The following is a 17339-nucleotide window of genomic DNA, read 5'->3' as shown; positions in this document are numbered from 1 at the left end:
AAAGGATGTATCGGGTATTAGCTACCGTTTCCGGTAGTTATCCCTGTCTTGTGGGCAGGTTGCCTACGTGTTACTCACCCGTCCGCCGCTAGGTTAGTTAGAAGCAAGCTTCTAACTAACCCCGCTCGACTTGCATGTATTAGGCACGCCGCCAGCGTTCGTCCTGAGCCAGGATCAAACTCTCCATTAAAGACGTTACAAAGTAACGTCAACCTGTTTTATCTCCATCCACTCCAAGGAGAAGAACCGAAGATAAAACAATATAGAAAGAGCGATTAGCTCATTTTGAAACTGACGAGATAAAATATCTCTTTGTTGCTTCCATTTCATACAGCCAGATGGCATGTACCAAAATTTCAGCATTGGATTTTATAAATAAAATCCGTACTCACTCGTTGTTCAGTTTTCAAAGATCAAATTCTTTTTCACTGCGTTTTTCAGCAGCTATAAGATCATATCATGTTCATTTCAAAAATGCAAGGGTTATTTTTTTCTTTTTTTTTCGAAGATTGTTTCGCCCTGCTTATTCTCTTTTGAAACGGCTGTTTTATTGTCAGCTCAAATAATATACCACTTCGCTTTGCTGATTACAACATGTAAAAAATACCAATTAAAAAACCGCTAACTGATTTTTGAAAGTCGGCTCTACTACTGTATCCATCAAACTTTTGAATTTGTTTTTCTTCATTATAATTATCGTGAGTATTTGACTGGATCTATTGCACTTGAAAAATGCTTTTCATGCATAGCGATTAGATATATTACAGGCCTAGACTGGGCGATCAATAATGCAGGCGGCGCTTTAGAGCAAGCACCATTAGCTAAAGTCAGGGTAATGACCTTCCTTTTTGAGTACCATAAAAATTAATGCATTCAGGTGTATATTGGAACATGAAAATTGAGATCCAACAAATGCTTGCAGAGAATCAATTGTCAACGTTTCTTCAATAGTTGGTCTGAAAGCATTTCTGGCATACGGTGCTTACGTGGCATCAAAACATGCAATTCAAAGTCTTACCAATGCAACTGCGCTTGATTATGCAAGTCAAGGCATTCGTATCAATACTGTAGCTCCACGACAACCCAATAGGGCAGTTGAATATCAAGGAGTGCTAGCAGTTATGCTGTATTTGTACCAATTGAAGCCAGCTGGCGATTTCAAAAGTTGCAAAAGGTATTGCTTGGCTTCTCTCTGACGAAGCTTCCTATATAATATAATTGGATCTAAGTTAACGATTGATGGTGGCTTGATGCTTTTTAAAATTACTTCCCCCAATAAATAGCATCCTTTACATTCACATATACGCTTTCCCATCACCGTCTGCATCCCCCTATATCCCCCGTACCTCTGGATCAGTGCCAGGTTCGTCTTTTCTTCATCAGAAAAACGACCTTCTTCTATAGGCTGTCAGTCCGGTTATCCTCACTACATGCAGAAACGGGGATATGGGGCCATTAACAGAATCAAATCCGCGTCAGAAAATTCTTTTTAGAATGCACGCGGCAAAAGAGACTGTCCTCTGGACAGCCTCTTTTCTGTAATAGGTCTAACTCATTTAATTCGCTAGTCTGTAGGTTACTGATGGATGCCTGCTTTTATTGCTGGGTCAAGATGATAGGACCGTCTGCTGTAATTGCCAGCGTATGCTCGTATTGTGCCGACAAACCACCGTCCAACGTACGTGCGGTCCAGCCGTCCGCATCAATTTTACTGCGGTATGTGCCTGTGTTGAGCATCGGCTCAATTGTAATGACCATGCCCTCTTTCAAGCGTGGTCCACGGTGCGGAGGTCCGTAATGCGGAACCTGCGGTTGCTCATGCATTTCTTCCCCGATGCCATGCCCAATAAATTCGCGTACGACCGAAAAGCCTTCCGCTTCCGCGTAAGTTTGGATCGCATGGGAAATATCCCCGATCCGATTACCAACAACAGCTTGCTCAATCCCTTTATACAGAGACTCTTTGGTAACGTCCAACAGCTTTTGGGCCTGCTCAGACACATTCCCCACCGCATATGACCAAGCGGAATCTGCCAGCCAGCCATTCAGGTTCACAACCATGTCGATCGTCACGATGTCGCCGTCCTTCAATGGTGTTTTGTTCGGAAAACCGTGGCAAATCACATCATTAGGGGAGCCACAAGTTGCAAACTGGTAGCCGTTATAACCCTTTTGCTCCGGCGTTGCGCCATGCTTCTTCATAAATGATTCTGCAAAAGCGTCAATTTCCAGTGTCGTAATACCTGGTTTAATCATTTTAGCAATTTCCCGGTGGCAAGCAGCCAAAATTTCGCCGGCTTTTTTCATATTTTCAATTTGTTCTTTGGTTTTAATGATAATCATTAAATGTTCTCCTTCTTATCCATGTTCGTTCCACTTTTCACTGCTTCTTTTTTCTGCTTCTATTGTAACGCTAAAAGCAGTGAAATGGAACCGATGTCAATTGATACCGTTTACAAGGGCTTAAACGGGGTTTATAATACTCCATAATTTGTATACAAGTATGCAAAATTATTTGCAAGATAGGAGTATTCTATGAAATATCCAACAACCTGGTTACAGGGCGCATCGCTTGGAGAGAGGATTGCTTGCGAACTCCGACTTCAGATTATACGTGGTATGCAGACACCCGGCACTGTTCTATCTGAAAATCAGATTGCTACCGATTTTGGTACCAGCCGTTCTCCTGTGCGTGAAGCCATGAAAGTGCTCTCAAGCGAAGGACTTATCCGCTTGGAGCGCATGGGGGCGGTTGTGATCGGCATGACACCCGATGATATGGAGGAGCTATTCGACGTACGAATGCTGATTGAGCATTTTGTTGTTCAAAGGTATGTACATAGGGATAATACCATATTGGTAAACACTTTAAATCAGATGATCGACAAAATGGAAGTCGCTCTCAAGCACAGAGATATCGCTGAATTTTCTCTTCAGGATTTTAATTTTCATGAAGCTCTGGTTCTGGAAGCAGGCCATACCCGTATTCTCCATACCTGGAATGGCATGAGACAGTTGATCCTGACGGTTATGCTGGCTGCGACAGAACAACGTTTTGCGTCTAACATCGAAGAATCTCAAGTCACGATTCACAAGCACCGCACCTTTGCAAATGCTTTAAAACAAGGAAATGATCAAGAATTATCCCGACTCATTGAGGAACATTACCGAGACACTCGCAACGCGGTTAACGATAGCGTTTTGTCCTCCTATAGAAAGACATTATCCTAGCCGGAACATACCCGACAAAGAGCCAATTGTATCGCGTCTTTATGCCCACTCCAACTGACGCGGTTCTCTTTTCAGACTAGATTGTCGACAAGTATACAATTAACTATACATATTAGCACCTTTACTCTTTGAATGTTATGGAACCATCCTCTCCCTAGTCGCATTCGGTTTGATTATACTGCTGGATGTGTTAATTTAACGATAATAGCTAATAAGGTAAGTGAAGGGGAGAATGAATATGACCGAAACCCGATATATGATCGGCGTCGATATTGGCACGACCAGTACCAAGGCAGTGCTTTTTGAAGAAAACGGCAATATTGCCGCGCAGCATCATGTGGGCTATCCACTCCATACACCTGAGCCAGATGCGGCAGAACAGGATCCTGAAGATATTCTCAAAGCTGTCGTAGAGACGGTGCAAGAGGTCATGACACAAAGCGGAGTACCCGCCGAACATGTGCTGTTCGTCTCCTTTAGTTCGGCTATGCACAGCGTACTGGCGGTGGACAAGAACGGTAAACCACTGACCGCCTCCATCACGTGGGCAGATAATCGTAGTGCCAAATGGGCTGAAGCGCTCAAACATAAATACAATGGACACGATATTTACTTACGCACGGGAACGCCCATTCACCCCATGTCACCGCTGACAAAACTGATGTGGATTACACGAGATTTATCGGATGTAGCGGCCCAGACGTACAAGTTCATTTCTATAAAGGAATATGTCTTTGCCCGGTTATTCCACCAATATGTCGTGGATCACTCGATCGCCTCTGCTACCGGACTCATGAATTTGAAGCAGTTGGATTGGGACGAGGAAGCGCTCACTATTGCAGGTGTGACGAAGGAGCAGCTGTCCGAGCTGGTACCGACAACTCATGTGCTAAAAGGACTGGACGCAGCCTATGCACATGACATGGGCCTGCTGGAGACGACCCCTTTTGTGATCGGGGCCAGTGACGGTGTCTTGTCCAACCTCGGTGTGAATGCAATCAAACCTGGAGTTGTCGCTGTTACCATCGGCACCAGCGGAGCCATCCGTACTGTAGTTGATAAGCCTCTCACCGATGCCAAGGGGCGCTTTTTCTGTTATGCCTTGACCGAAAAGCTGTGGGTCATCGGCGGCCCGGTGAACAACGGCGGTATCGTGTTCCGCTGGATACGGGATGAATTTGCAGCCTCTGAGGTGGAAACTGCCAAACGCTTAGGAATTGATCCGTATCATGTGCTGACCCAAATCGCAGAACAGGTGCGTCCAGGCTCGGACGGTCTGCTTTTCCTTCCGTATCTATCTGGCGAACGCGCTCCTCTGTGGGACCCAAATGCGCGTGGCTCCTTCTTCGGCCTGTCCCTGCGGCACAAAAAAGAGCATATGATTCGCGCCGCACTGGAAGGTGTACTGTTCAATCTGTATACAGTCATGCTCGCTATGGAGGAAGTCATTGACAGACCGTCTGTCATTCACGCCACGGGTGGATTTGCACGCTCGGAGCTGTGGAGACAACTCATGGCAGATATTTTTGATCAGGAAGTCATTATTCCCGAAAGTCTGGAAAGCTCATGTCTAGGTGCAGCTATTCTAGGCTTGTACGCGTTAGGACGAATTGATTCGCTAGACGCAGTATCCGGTATGATCGGCACCACTCATCAGCATAAACCTGCGGCAGAGCACGTAGATATCTATCGCGATTTACTGCCGATCTATATTCGCATTTCACGTAAATTTGAAGAAGAGTTCAAGGATATTGCAGAATTTCAGGTCAAGTCCCTACAATCTTAAATTAGCGGAACCTGTTCTAACGTTGTTGCGTATTATCGTTTTATAAGGCCTGTCTATGTCAGTTGGATAGGATAAGAAGGAGGATTAGACGATGCTCAAAAAATTACTGCACCGCCTGCTACATTCCACCTCTCATTCCCATAAGCGGCGATACAGCAGCTCAGATCGTTATTACGACCGTAGACGCCATTCTTCATCAGACGGATACAAGAACAGCCATAACGGTCACCGATATTACAAGGATAAACGCCGTCACTACTCCAGTTCCTAGCCACACAACAAAAAGCAGTGGCGGAGTACAACGTAACACAAGAAGCAAGCCACAGGCTCCTTAAGCTTATAAAGCGAAGCCCCTTCTCATCAAGGGCCTTCGCTTTATTGTTGTGCGCCCTTCGTTACGCAGAGCAACATCAGTACATTTTACAGGAAATCGGCTATAACCGAAATTACAGAAATAGGGTTTTAGAGATAATCACCAACAAAATAAACAGTACCAGAATCGCTCCTACAGAGGTCCAGGCTCCTACGCCGCAACCCATACCGCCTACTCCACACATATGACTCATTTACAACACTCCCTTCGCTCATTTCAGGATCATTGTATGTAGACCTAGTCAAATGCGTAAGGGGCATTCCCCCATTTTTGCGGCGAATGCCTGTTTATTTTTAGGGATTAAAGTTATGGATTAACCTCTAACTGCAACAATGCTTCCTCCAACTCCTGCATAAACTGTCGACTATGTTCATAACGTGGACGAATTTGAAAAAGCCGCTCCAGTATATGACGCACAGGTTGACTCAGCATTAATTCTTCCTGCCAGCTTCCAGGGGGTTGATCCGGCTGAGGCTCATAATTGCTATACAGCATAAAAAGCATGAAATGCCCGACATCATACAAATCGCTGTAGAAGGCGACATCTTGTCGCTCAGGTGCGCGCTTTTCCAGCATGGCTTCGGTGAATACATCCTCCTGTCGTTCTCCCACGGCCAAAGCAAGCCCAAAGTCGATTAGGTACGGCTTCCCTTCGCGGTGAATTACGTTAGGAATACGGATATCGCGATGGATGTATCCCCGTTCATGCACATGCAGAACTCGCTCCATTAACTCTAAAATGTAGACGATACATTCCTGTTCCGTAAAGGAACGCTCCTGTTCAAAGATAAGCTCTTCCAAGGTCATACCGGAGACGTATTCCATGACCATATACATTCCGTCCGAATGTTGGTCAATTTCAAGCAACTTTGGAATAAAAGGGTGCTCCATCTTTCGCATTATGTGAGCCTCGCGCTGCAATAGCTGAACTGCCTGCGCTCGTTTGCTCGGTCTGGGCAGTTTTACCGCCACCTCCTGTCCGCTGTGCCGATCCAGACAGAGGTAGGTTAGACCATAGCTACCCATGCCTAAAAGCGAACGAACACAATAACGTCCGCTCAGCAAATCACCAGGCTGTTTGGGATAATCTATCCATGATTCATAAATGTTCCGCAACCAAGCAAACATACTTAGATCCCTTCCTATACATGCCGCAGCCACATTTCCTATGCGACTTGTCCTCGTATTTTTGTATTCCGTTATTATATCATCCACGCCAAAAGACCATCAGAGCCGGGTAGGTCTGATGGTCTTATTAGACAAGATAATGATCGTTATGCCTCTCTGCGGCTACGTGGTGTCAGACCGAGCCAGGACAACAGCGAACTGCGCGTTTTGCGTTGCCGGCCCTGATAGGTACGTAGATTAGTGATTAACTGCCGATCCCGTTCTTCCTCGACCCTTTCTTTCATCCAACGTTTATGGTCCTCTAGTTGGTTAGATAAGCTAACATTCTTCTCCACCAAACGGCTGTGCTCTGCTTCCAGTTCCTCCAAACGGCTCCGCATTTCCAACAAAGCGGTTTGCACCATATCCTGCATCTGCGCCAGTTCTTGTGGCTCTACGGACTCCTGCGTTTGTACGGATACAAGTGCTTGCTCCAATCTATACTCCATGGTTGGGGTCAAAGTCTGGAACTGTTCCTGCGACTGCATGGGTTCCTCTGATAGCTCCTGAACATTCATTTCATCCTCTATCTCTGTCAGCTCAACCATAGCAGCAGCTTGCTCCTGCATGACCGTCTCTTCTCTACCCTCAGCCGCCGCCATTATTTCTTGCCAGGTTGCGGTCAGTGACTCAGCATCCGAGATGGGTGGCAAGCGGAATTCTTCATCCTCCAATTGGAAGGGAGCGGTTATTCTCTCAAGTACCACCTGAACGGATTGCTCCATTGTCATATGCTGCTCACGCAACGCCCTCCGCATCACCTTCAAGCACTCAACATCCTCTGCACTGAACATTCTTGACTGATTAGTGGAACGTTGAAACACATATCCCTGTTCCTCCAGCGCCGCTGCATATTTACGAAGGGTACTCGCCCCGATTCCCAGTTGCTTTGCTGCTTCCGTCGTCGACTTGCTTTCTTCCATTTAATCATTACCTCCCCGGATGGTATGGAAAGAAAAAGCTTGTATATGTAGGATTCGCGGAAACCATTGGAAATCCTTTGGCAAAATAGTTCTAATATTGCAGACTGCTAAGAACCTTTGTCATAAACGAATAATTTAAAAACATACAAGAAGCGACATCGCTAAGAATGCTCCTGCACTGTATACTCTTGAGACTCGTTAAGAAACGTCACATAAATGTCATGCCCCCAATATTATTATGGCAACTTTTCTTCCATTAATATGGCTCGTGTTATGATTTATACGGAAACCACTTATAAATAAATAGATACCTTACATCCTGTCTTCCAATAAAAGAATATGGATAATATACACTTATTCTTTGATTAATCCTAAATTTCTCCCCCCCTATTCACCGTTCTTTTTTAATTTATCGGAATGAGGACAAAAAAATGGATATTTTCAAAAGATCAGCAATATGTTATGTTATGTAACGTAAAATGGATTTCAGGCATAATTTGTAGCATATTAACGTTCGTTGGAACGAGGAGGAAACATAAATGAAGGGGAAGGCAAGGAAAGTAGCGATTGTCGGCGCGGGAATGGTCGGTTCGAGCTGTGCCTACTCAATGGTCAATCAGTCCATTTGTGACGAAATCATGATGATTGACCGCACGTATGACCGGGCTTTGGCCCATGCACTGGATCTGTCCCATTGTATGGATTTTACGTCTACACGCACCAAGGTCCGTGCAGGCACATATGCAGACTGCACGGATATGGATGTTGTGATTATAACGGCTGGGTCCAATCCTAAACCGGGTCAAGACCGCCTATCTGTATTGGACGATGCCGTGCATATCACCAGAGAGATTGTAACAGCTATTATGGAGGGCGGTTTCGACGGTATTTTCGTTATTGCCGCTAATCCTGTCGACATTGTTACTTATCTGGTGCAGAGTATATCCGGTCTGCCGCGCAACAAGGTGATCGGCACGGGTACCTCTATCGACTCATCCCGGCTCAAGACGTTGCTTTCTGAGGTGTTTTCCATAGATCCACGCAGTGTACAGGGGTATGCCTTGGGCGAGCATGGCGAATCCCAATTCGTGGCCTGGTCGCACGTTACGATTGGCGGCAAGCCGCTCTTGCACATTTTGCGTCAGCATAAGGAACGATTCAGACACGTTGATCTGGATGACATCGCCCGTAAAACAAGGGATGCCGGTTGGGAGATTTTCACCCGCAAAGGTGCCACTTATTTTGGTATTGCCAATGCGCTGGCGTACATTACCCGTTCCATTTTGAATGACGATGGTAAAATTATAGCGATCTCTGCCGTATTGGACGGCGAGTACGGACACACTGATGTCTGCACGGGCGTTCCAGCAATCATCGGCAGTAGAGGAATTCAGGAGGTCATCGAGCTTGAGCTGAGTCCAGAAGAACAAGCCAAGTTTGACGCCTCTTGCCGCCTGATCAGCGATAATATTCGTGCTATTTCAGGCTTAGTGTAAGCCCATAGAGTAAGTGTCTTATTCAGAACACGAACCTGCAGCACAGCAAAAAAGCTCCTTACCCTCTTTTTAGGGAGCTTTTGCAGTTTCCACATTTCGTCTTATATCTCTTTATAACGAAATATCATCAGGCCAGCAAACGCAAACACGACAAAGCTACCCAGTACCACCATCAAAAGTGTATCCGTTGGCACCATGAACGCCCCGAAATTGTCTCCCCCACTCGGCATCATCGCCAATAGAGGCTGTGTCCATGGATAGTATGGACCATAGGTCTGAGAGTTGGCGACCAGCATATTGGGCACGGTGAAGACGAAATTCAAAGCAAGCGGTGCAGCAAAGCTAGACCACAAAAAGGACACCATCAGCTGCAGGGCAGCCAGCGGCAGACAAGCGACCCAGCCTGCAAGCAGGCTTTGGGCGATCACGGCCCAAGGGATCGGTCCGTTCATCCCCTGCACAGCTCCAACACCCAGCAGCGCTCCTCCAAACAGCAGCTGAGTCAGTCCGACCATAGCCATGATGATGGTCAGCTTGGCTGCGTACAACCCCGTGCGAGACAACGGCAATGACATCAGTTGCTTCCAGCCGCCGCCCCCATGCTCGAATCGGCAGACTAGAGACCCAAACACGGCGGTCAGCATCGGCAGAAACAGCATCGCATGTATTGTAAGCATAGCAGCCAGCAGCAACAGCCAGTTTCCTCCCGGATTCGCCAGCAAACCAATCAGGACGGCAATCGCTGGACTGACGAGCGCGAGCAGCCAGACGGGCGATTTTGCTATTTTCATGCGTTCGACAGAAAGTAGCCGCACGTATCCTCCAAGCATTACGCCACATCCTTTCGACTAAAATGAGCTGCAGTCAGCAGGCTGAGAATTGCACCTGTTCCGCATCCGATGGACGCAAATATCCACGCTTGTGGCGCAACCCATGCGAATTGCGGCCAAGCCAGCGGAAACCATTCGGACAACTGGGAAGCAAACAAGCTCCCAATGCCTAACGTAATGCCCAGTGTTACAGGTAGCGCTTGATTATGGAACGTGACCGTTAGCCACAACAACAATACGAGTATAGGCAACGTGCCGCCCAAGGGCCAAAATCCGAGCCGCAGTAGCTCCCCTATCGGTGCAGGCTCTCCCCCAAAGCCAAGAAGCATTCCTAATGTCCAAGTCCCAATCGTCAAAAGTAGACAGGACACGCATAGCATTCCAATGGCTAATGTTAGCTTTGCCATATAAACACTAAATTTGGAAATAGGCAAAGCCAGCAGCTGCTTCCAGGAGTTAGATGTATGCTCCACATTCGCCAACATGGAAGCGACCATCGTAGCTCCAAGCACCAGCGCAAGGGGGACAAACAACGCGATGTTATCCATCAAGCTTTCCCATAAGCGACCCTTATATCGTGGAATCAGATAGTCATAGCGGAGTCCGAAATTCAGTCCCTGCATGGCCACCAGCCCAAGAGGACCGAGGAATACCAGGAACCAGATTCCCTTTCTGCGTGCTTTGAGCAGATCCGCTGTCAGCGCTCGCCGCATCATAGGGAACCCCCTCCTTTGCCCACCACCTGCATGAACATATCCTCCAGCGATTTGCGGCGTTCCTCTACACGATATACAGCATGTGTGTTTTCCACCAATCTTCTGACCAGCAGCGCAACAGCCGCATCATTCATGTTGTCAAAATTCAGTGCTGACCCATCCTTCACTGAATGATAGCCCTGTTCACGTGCAATCAATTGGGCTGCTTCGGGTTCCGATACTACAATCCGAATCCCCCCTGCGGACTCCTGTCGAAGATTGTGAATCGTATTTTGGAAGACTAGTTGCCCTTCACGAATAATACCGACGGTATTAGCCATATGCTCTACCTCACTCAGCAGATGGCTGGATACCAGTACAGTGATCCCCCGCTGCTTGGGCATCGCCTGTATCAATTCGCGTATTTCTTGAATGCCCTCGGGGTCCAAGCCATTCGTGGGCTCGTCCAGAATTAGCACTTCGGGATTGCCGAGCAGGGCTGCTGCGATACCAAGTCTCTGCTTCATGCCCAGCGAGTAGCCTTTAACCGAGCGTTTGGCGTGCTTGGTCAGGCGAACGACCTCCAATACTTCCGCAATGTTCTCTTTCGGTACATTCAAAATACGACGGATAGCCTCCAGGTTTTCGATGGCGTTCAAATGACCATAATATGAAGGATACTCTACCAACGAACCGACTTTACGCAAAATATCGAGTCTATGTCTGCGGATATCTTTGCCGAATATACGGATCGTTCCTCGAGTTGGGCGAATAAGCCCAAGCAGCATGCGGATTGTTGTCGTTTTCCCTGCTCCATTGGGACCGAGAAATCCGTAAATATCTCCCCGTGCTATTTTCAGGTCCAGCTGATTAACCGCGGCGCGGCCTTTGTATATTTTGCTGAGACTGTTCGTTTCAATAATTGTTTCGTTCAAGTTCCTCACCTCGACACCTATCGTAACGTGCCAAGTTTAAAGCCAAGGGAACTCTGAGTTTAAGTTTTGTTTAAAAAACGGATTTGTGTCCCGGCTGATGAACTAGAAATCTCTCTCTCCAAATTCATTTCGCGCGCCAAGAGCTCTGTAATCGCCAAGCCAATTCCAGCTCCTTTTTCACTGGATTGCTGCTCCATTCCCGGGCCTTTATCTGCAATGACCAATGCCTCTCTCCCGTTATCCCTCTGTACTTGAATGCCGATATATCGACCGGAGGCGGCATGCCGAACTACATTTTGAAAAAGATTGTCCAGCAGACGGCGAAAGCCTTGCTCATCGACATTCCATACCAAACTATGCTCAGGCAGGTCGATATCCACTTCAAAGCCTTCCTTTTCCCACACTGGGTACCAGCTGGCTGCACACTCGCGCACCAGCCGCAAGATATCACGCGGCTCGTTATTCATGGTGTATTTGCCACTGGATAGCAGATTATAGGTTAGCAAGTTGTCGATCAGACTCCCAAGGTCCTTTAACTTATTTTCCATCAGTGTAATCGACTGCTTCCCTTTGCTGCTGAGATTTTCCGCATCCAGGGTATACAGATGGCTGCGCACAACCGTAAGTGGTGTTCGAATATCGTGTGACAGATCGGCGACTAGTCTCTTCCGCAGTTCCTCCTCCTGACGCTCACGTCCTCGACTCTCTGCCAACTGTTCAACCATCCGATTAAACGACTCTTCCAGTTTGCCGATTTCATCCGGGCGTCCGGTAGCAACGAGGATGGGCAATCCATCCTCTCCTCGCTGTGACATGGCGGCCTGAAGCCGCAGCAGTCTCCGCCGAATGCCTCCAAAAAACAGAAGCGATACGAATATAAAAGCCCCCAGAACCAATAGAATAAAAAGGAGATAATACATCAACATGCCATTGTCACTAGTCGGATGTTCAAAGAACGAACGAGGCACTTTTAATACCATATAGCCCTGATTCACATCATCCTTGCCCCCGCCAATAAAGGCCACGACCGTAAACGGCCCCTCAGAGCTGGCTTGCTTCATAAAAGCTATAGCTTGCGCCGCACTCCATTGTTTTGGAATGGTAGGTTGTGTCGGTAGCTCCAGTCTGGTTAACCCTGCGGTATCGACCCAAAATATTTGTGAATCTGGGAACATATCCTGCTGTATTTTGCGCAGATGGGCTGAAATTTGCTCTGGACTAGCTCCCTTCAAGGCGATAGCTTCTCGATGCCAGCTATGTTCAGTTTGGGTCGTAGAGGGATAGTAAGGATTCTTAGGCTTGATATCCGTCTGCAAATTCAACAGTATGCTATATATCAAGGTTGTAACAGGCAATACAATGGGCAACAGCATCATAGCCAACACAATAATGACCAAATAGCGGAACAACAGTGAATTACGAAACCGCCCTCTCTGAGCTGGACGGGAACTGCGACGCCACCATGCCCACCTCTTACGCATACCGCTCATTATGCTTTCACCCGATAACCTACACCACGGATCGTCTCAATGATGCGGGGTGCCGCAGGATCAATCTCCAGCTTTTCCCGCAAGTGCCGAATGTGTACCATTAAGGTTTTGTCTCCGTCGATATACGGATCTCCCCAGACTGCCTCATACATTTGTTCCTTCGTCATAATCTGGCCCAAATGCCGCAGCAAATAAGCAAAGATATGATACTGCTTTCCTGTCAGCGTAATTTCCTCCCCGGTATCACGATTCACAATACGATTATCTGGAGGAAACACAGACAGATGCCCCAGTTGTAGAGATTCTTCGGACACACTTCCTGAACGCCGCAGCAAAATCTCCATACGTGCTATGAGTTCGTCGGGGTGAAAGGGCTTTGTCACATAATCGTCAGCAAAATCCAGTCCTTGTAACTTATCATCAATGGACGTACGGGCAGACAACATGAGGATGGGAAGCTCCGGGTACTCTTTCTTGAGCCGCTTCCCAATGGTGAACCCATCCAGGCCGGGTAACATCACATCCAAAATCACGAGTCGGCACGCGCGAGCTGCTTCCACAGCTCCATCCCCACTGCGAAGCCAGGTTACAGCGTAATTCCGCTCTTCCAAATACTGATGCGTCCAAGCACCAATATCTTGATCATCTTCGATGTATAGCACATTTGTTTTCATCATAGACACCTACTTATCGTTTTTCTTTTATGTAATGGGCATTATAGCAGTTATGGTACATAACCCACTTAAAAAGGTTAATAACTACCTTATACGACATACGCTTCACAATTTCAAATTTGAATGCAGGTGAACAAGGAGGCCTATCTGATGCTGCTGGAAGCGATATACCACCACCCGAAACGTAATTGGGCTTTTGGTTATGATGATGAAACGATAATTTTACGGCTCCGTACAAAGAAAAATGACCTGACTGCTGTTCACGTTCTTACCGTAGATAAGTACGACTGGGATCGTACTCGGCAGCTTATTCCGATGTCTAAATTTGCCACCGATGGCAGGTTCGATTACTACGAATGTACTGTAAAGCCTACTCACCGTCGGCTGAAATATGGATTTTTGCTGGAAGATGGCGAGGAACGAATTTGGATGAACGAGAACGATTTCACCACCGAGGAACCCCAAAATGCAGACAGTCTGTTTCAATACCCGTTTCTAAATCCGATTGATATATTGAAGCCACCTGCATGGGTGAAGGATGCTGTTTTTTATCAGATTTTCCCGGAACGCTTTGCCAACGGCGACCCCTCCATTAGCCCGGAAGGTGCTGAGGAATGGGGTGGCACACCGCAAAGAGACAATTTTTTCGGTGGCGATCTACAAGGGATTCTCGATCATCTGGATCATCTAAGCGAGCTAGGGATCAACGCCATATATATGACCCCTGTCTTCAAGGCGACGACCAATCATAAATACGATACCGAGGATTACATGGAGGTAGATCCGCACTTTGGGGACAAGGAGATATTAAAAAAACTGGTCGAGGCCTGCCATGAGCGGGGAATCCGGGTACTGCTGGATGCGGTGTTCAACCATTCAGGACGTACCTTTAAACCGTTCGTGGACGTACTGGAAAAAGGCGAAGCCTCGCCTTACAAGGACTGGTTCCATGTTCATAGCTTTCCGCTGGAAGTGGTCGATGGCACACCGACCTACGATACATTCGGGCTTGAACCGATGATGCCCAAGCTGAACACGGAACATCCTGAGGTAAAAGAATACCTGTTGAATGTGGCAAAGCATTGGATTGAAGAGATTGGTATCGACGGCTGGAGACTGGACGTGGCAGACGAGGTGGATCACGCCTTTTGGCGTGAATTCCGTACGACAGTCAAGCAGGCTAATCCGGAGGCGTACATTTTGGGCGAAATGTGGAACGAATCATCAGAATGGCTTCAGGGTGACCAGTTCGATGCGACGATGAATTATCCGTTCACCTATGCGGTGAATGATTTTTTCGTCAAAAAAGTGACCGATGCCCAGAGCTTTGCCTTCGCTATTGGACGCCAGCTTGCCCGCTATCCGCAGCAGGCATCCGAGGTTGCCTTTAACCTGCTGGATAGCCATGATACACCGCGCCTACTGACGCTGTGCGGGGGCGACAAGCAACTGATGCGGCTGGCTGCTTTGTTCCAGTTCACGTATATGGGCGCGCCCTGCATTTTTTACGGCGATGAAATCGGCCTGGATGGAGATGCCGATCCAGCTGCCGCCAGTGCATGGAGTGGGATACCGACAAGCAGGACCACGAGCTGTTCAACTTTTATCGTGAGATGATCGCTCTTCGCAAGGCGCACCCTGTCCTTCGTGATCAAGGAAGCATCACTTTCCTGGAGGCACAACCGGAGGGCGCTTCACTCGCCTACGAGCGGCGCAGCGACGAAGAAGTGCTGCTTGTGCTATTCAACCGTTCCGATGAGCATCACACTTTTGAACTGTCTATTCCAGAGCAGGAATGGGAGGTAGCCTTTGGCGAAAGCCAGTGGTCCGTAGGACCGGAGGGGCTGCATGTCGAGCTTCCACCCTACGGATACGCTGTGCTGAAGGCAGCACCTGCCCGGTCAGTAAAACCTGCTTAAGATGGTGGTGTGAAGACGAGAAGAAAGGCATAAGTTATGTAGGCGCGGATGCTGATGAAAGCACCTGCCGACTATGGCAAAAAACGAGATCGCCGGGAACAAGTTATCTAACTTATTCCCGGCGATCTTTTTACGTTGAGGACATAGCTCTTTGTACAAGCTGATTATTTATTTTTGACATCTGTTCTTACTACCCCAACATCCGAAGCATTGATCGAAATGGGGTTACCGCCTTGTCCTGTGTGAGCTGATGAAGATTGTCTAACATCCACCCTAATTCTTTTGCCCTTAAAGCCTGTTCGTCTCCTTTTTCCCAATGCCATGGCCTCCTTAAGTCTTCGTGGCTTTATAAACCTCTCAATTACGACCTAGCTGTGAAGAGATATGCTATATGCATATGCCACTGAAGAAAACAGGTCCCGGCGAATATCAGGTCATAGTGAAAAGAGGCTATAAAATACCTTCATCCACGCAAAAAAACCGCTTCAAATAAGATAACCTTGAGGCGGTTTTTGAATACCTGCCTGAGCCAGTACAGCAGTCTAGGCAGGTAGCGTCTGTGTTTTCAATTGCACGTACAACTGGTGTGTCACCTGCTGCGGCTCAATACCCAACTCATCTTCCAGTAAGCTGACGAAACTTTCATAATGCTTTTGAGCAGCTATATACTCTCCCAGCTGGGCATAAGCAGTCAGCAGCAAACCGCAGATATCATCTGAATAAGGTTCACGCTGCTGTAGGTTGAGCAAGCGTTGGACGGACTGCCGGGCACGACCTGAACGGAGCTCTTCTCTAGCCAGTTCTGAAGCACATGCCAGATACATATTGCGCAGCTTTTCTCTTTTTGCATACGCCCATGGGTAATCGTGCTCCTCCAGATAATTGCCACGGTACAGAGCCAACAGGCTCTCGATACGCGGCGTACCACCGCTGCCAGATGCCGCCCATTCGGAAATTCCCCGCTCGAATAGCTCCACATCTGTAACCCAGCCATTACGGTTCAAACGATAGCGATCCAGATTGTACTCCAGCTTCGTATCTTGCATCCGTTCTTTCAGCGCCTTGCGAATTTGGTAAATGGACGTGTGTAGATGAACAACAGCCTTGTCCAAATGATATTCGGGCCACAGCGCATCCAGCAATTGCTCCTTGCTAACCCATTCCCCTTCATGGTGTAGTAAAAAGGAGAATAGCTCCTGCGACTTTAATGTACGCCATTTGAATGGCTTTGCTCCCACGGCTCCTTGTCCATCCTCCAAAATTTCAAGCCTTTGAAAACAACGTACTTTGGGTAATTGCTCTGCTGCGACGACCGAGCTGGAAGGACGGGAATCTGCCAGCGTGGCTACAATCCGATCCAACGTTTTATTAAGCCGCCGGGCATGAACAGGTTTTAACAAGTAATCCAGTGCTTGCAGTTCGAATGCTTCAATAGCATATTCCGAGTACGCAGTCACAAAGACGATATGAATATGCGAGTCCAGCTGTTGAATCCACTCGGCGGCCTCCAGTCCGTTCATCTCCGGCATTCCGATATCTATAAAAACAATATCCACACGTTCTGCCGCCAGATGATCCAACCCAGCTTGTGCAGACGTATATTTGCCCATGACCGTTAATCGTCCGTCCGCCTCCAGCAACCGTTCCAAGTAGGTTAGTGCCGACCTCTCATCATCAATCAATATCGCCTTCATCTGTGTCCGCGCTCCCTTCCTGCTGCAACCATCCATTACAATGCTTCATGACCAAGCTGTCTGCTTTACCATCCGATTTTTAATTTCTTATATTTTATATATCGTATAAACTCGGGCGCGACATTA

Annotated in this window: 15 protein-coding genes, 1 rRNA gene and 1 pseudogene; 6 read left to right on the top strand and 11 right to left on the bottom strand. The window is 47.5% G+C overall.

Features of this window, described 5'->3' with window-relative positions; translation table 11 throughout:
* Positions 1 to 190: ribosomal RNA gene (locus C400_RS0112795) — 16S ribosomal RNA — on the bottom strand; the annotation flags it as partial.
* Positions 191 to 929: 739 nt separating this feature from the next.
* On the opposite strand from C400_RS0112795, the gene C400_RS28715 reads away from it, so the two are divergent.
* Positions 930 to 1196 carry an SDR family NAD(P)-dependent oxidoreductase gene (locus tag C400_RS28715; protein WP_080724253.1) on the top strand — a complete coding sequence of 89 codons (267 nt, stop codon included), beginning with the start codon at positions 930 to 932 and terminating at the stop codon, positions 1194 to 1196.
* Between the two features lie 400 nt (positions 1197 to 1596).
* Here the strand turns inward: C400_RS28715 and map are convergent, their stop codons facing one another.
* Positions 1597 to 2343, bottom strand: a complete 747-nt coding sequence (gene map, locus C400_RS0112785) for a type I methionyl aminopeptidase (RefSeq protein ID WP_013369117.1) — start codon at positions 2341 to 2343, stop codon at positions 1597 to 1599.
* Between the two features lie 192 nt (positions 2344 to 2535).
* Here map and C400_RS0112780 point away from each other — a divergent pair, with 192 nt between their 5' ends.
* From C400_RS0112780 to C400_RS26820, 3 genes are all read left to right on the top strand, one after another.
* Entirely contained in the window at positions 2536 to 3231 is a 696-nt protein-coding gene (locus C400_RS0112780; protein ID WP_017427213.1) for a GntR family transcriptional regulator, read from the top strand.
* A gap of 238 nt (positions 3232 to 3469) precedes the next feature.
* The gene (gene gntK / locus C400_RS0112775) at positions 3470 to 5017 is read left to right on the top strand and encodes a gluconokinase (protein WP_017427212.1); all 1548 of its coding nucleotides are present in this window, start codon (positions 3470 to 3472) and stop codon (positions 5015 to 5017) included.
* Positions 5018 to 5108: 91 nt separating this feature from the next.
* The gene (locus tag C400_RS26820; RefSeq protein ID WP_080561121.1) at positions 5109 to 5288 is read left to right on the top strand and encodes a hypothetical protein; all 180 of its coding nucleotides are present in this window, start codon (positions 5109 to 5111) and stop codon (positions 5286 to 5288) included.
* Between the two features lie 175 nt (positions 5289 to 5463).
* Here C400_RS26820 and C400_RS27805 read toward each other — a convergent pair whose 3' ends face one another.
* The 3 genes from C400_RS27805 to C400_RS0112760 all read right to left on the bottom strand — a co-directional run bounded on the left by C400_RS27805 (position 5464) and on the right by C400_RS0112760 (position 7480).
* On the bottom strand, positions 5464 to 5583 hold the full coding sequence (locus C400_RS27805) for a hypothetical protein (RefSeq protein ID WP_013369112.1): 120 nt from the start codon (positions 5581 to 5583) through the stop codon (positions 5464 to 5466).
* Between the two features lie 113 nt (positions 5584 to 5696).
* Positions 5697 to 6518 (bottom strand): serine/threonine protein kinase, encoded by an 822-nt coding sequence (locus C400_RS0112765; protein ID WP_016818812.1) that lies wholly within the window; start codon positions 6516 to 6518, stop codon positions 5697 to 5699.
* A 146-nt stretch (positions 6519 to 6664) separates the two neighbouring features.
* Positions 6665 to 7480, bottom strand: a complete 816-nt coding sequence (locus tag C400_RS0112760) for a MerR family transcriptional regulator (RefSeq protein WP_016818813.1) — start codon at positions 7478 to 7480, stop codon at positions 6665 to 6667.
* 539 nt (positions 7481 to 8019) lie between these two features.
* Between C400_RS0112760 and C400_RS0112755 the strand changes: the two genes are divergently transcribed.
* The gene (locus C400_RS0112755) at positions 8020 to 8976 is read left to right on the top strand and encodes an L-lactate dehydrogenase (protein WP_016818814.1); all 957 of its coding nucleotides are present in this window, start codon (positions 8020 to 8022) and stop codon (positions 8974 to 8976) included.
* A 101-nt stretch (positions 8977 to 9077) separates the two neighbouring features.
* On the opposite strand, the gene C400_RS0112750 is transcribed toward C400_RS0112755, so the two are convergent.
* From C400_RS0112750 to C400_RS0112730, 5 genes are read right to left on the bottom strand one after another with little or no spacing between them, the layout of a single operon-like run.
* Positions 9078 to 9806, bottom strand: a complete 729-nt coding sequence (locus C400_RS0112750; RefSeq protein WP_017427211.1) for an ABC transporter permease — start codon at positions 9804 to 9806, stop codon at positions 9078 to 9080.
* Positions 9806 to 10522, bottom strand: coding sequence for an ABC transporter permease (locus tag C400_RS0112745; protein WP_016818816.1), 717 nt, complete (start codon positions 10520 to 10522; stop codon positions 9806 to 9808). The genes C400_RS0112750 and C400_RS0112745 overlap by 1 nt, the downstream gene beginning before the upstream one ends.
* On the bottom strand, positions 10519 to 11436 hold the full coding sequence (locus C400_RS0112740) for an ABC transporter ATP-binding protein (RefSeq protein WP_016818817.1): 918 nt from the start codon (positions 11434 to 11436) through the stop codon (positions 10519 to 10521). The genes C400_RS0112745 and C400_RS0112740 overlap by 4 nt, the downstream gene beginning before the upstream one ends.
* 59 nt (positions 11437 to 11495) lie before the next feature.
* A complete protein-coding gene (locus C400_RS0112735; protein WP_017427210.1) occupies positions 11496 to 12926 on the bottom strand; it encodes a sensor histidine kinase in 1431 nt (476 codons plus the stop codon).
* Positions 12926 to 13600, bottom strand: coding sequence for a response regulator transcription factor (locus C400_RS0112730; protein WP_017427209.1), 675 nt, complete (start codon positions 13598 to 13600; stop codon positions 12926 to 12928). Before C400_RS0112730 ends, C400_RS0112735 begins: the two co-directional genes overlap by 1 nt.
* Before the next feature lie 150 nt (positions 13601 to 13750).
* Between C400_RS0112730 and C400_RS0112725 the strand changes: the two are divergent.
* Positions 13751 to 15519 (top strand): annotated as a pseudogene (locus tag C400_RS0112725) (alpha-glycosidase).
* A gap of 542 nt (positions 15520 to 16061) precedes the next feature.
* Here C400_RS0112725 and C400_RS0112710 read toward each other — a convergent pair.
* The gene (locus tag C400_RS0112710; RefSeq protein WP_017427207.1) at positions 16062 to 17213 is read right to left on the bottom strand and encodes a response regulator; all 1152 of its coding nucleotides are present in this window, start codon (positions 17211 to 17213) and stop codon (positions 16062 to 16064) included.
* Between the last annotated feature and the right edge of the window lie 126 nt (positions 17214 to 17339).

The sequence above is a fragment of the Paenibacillus sp. ICGEB2008 genome (assembly GCF_000307675.1).
In the GTDB taxonomy this organism is placed as follows: domain Bacteria; phylum Bacillota; class Bacilli; order Paenibacillales; family Paenibacillaceae; genus Paenibacillus; species Paenibacillus polymyxa.
The sequence above is the reverse complement of the archived record's forward strand: the minus strand, read 5'-3'. Positions and strand labels throughout refer to the sequence as shown.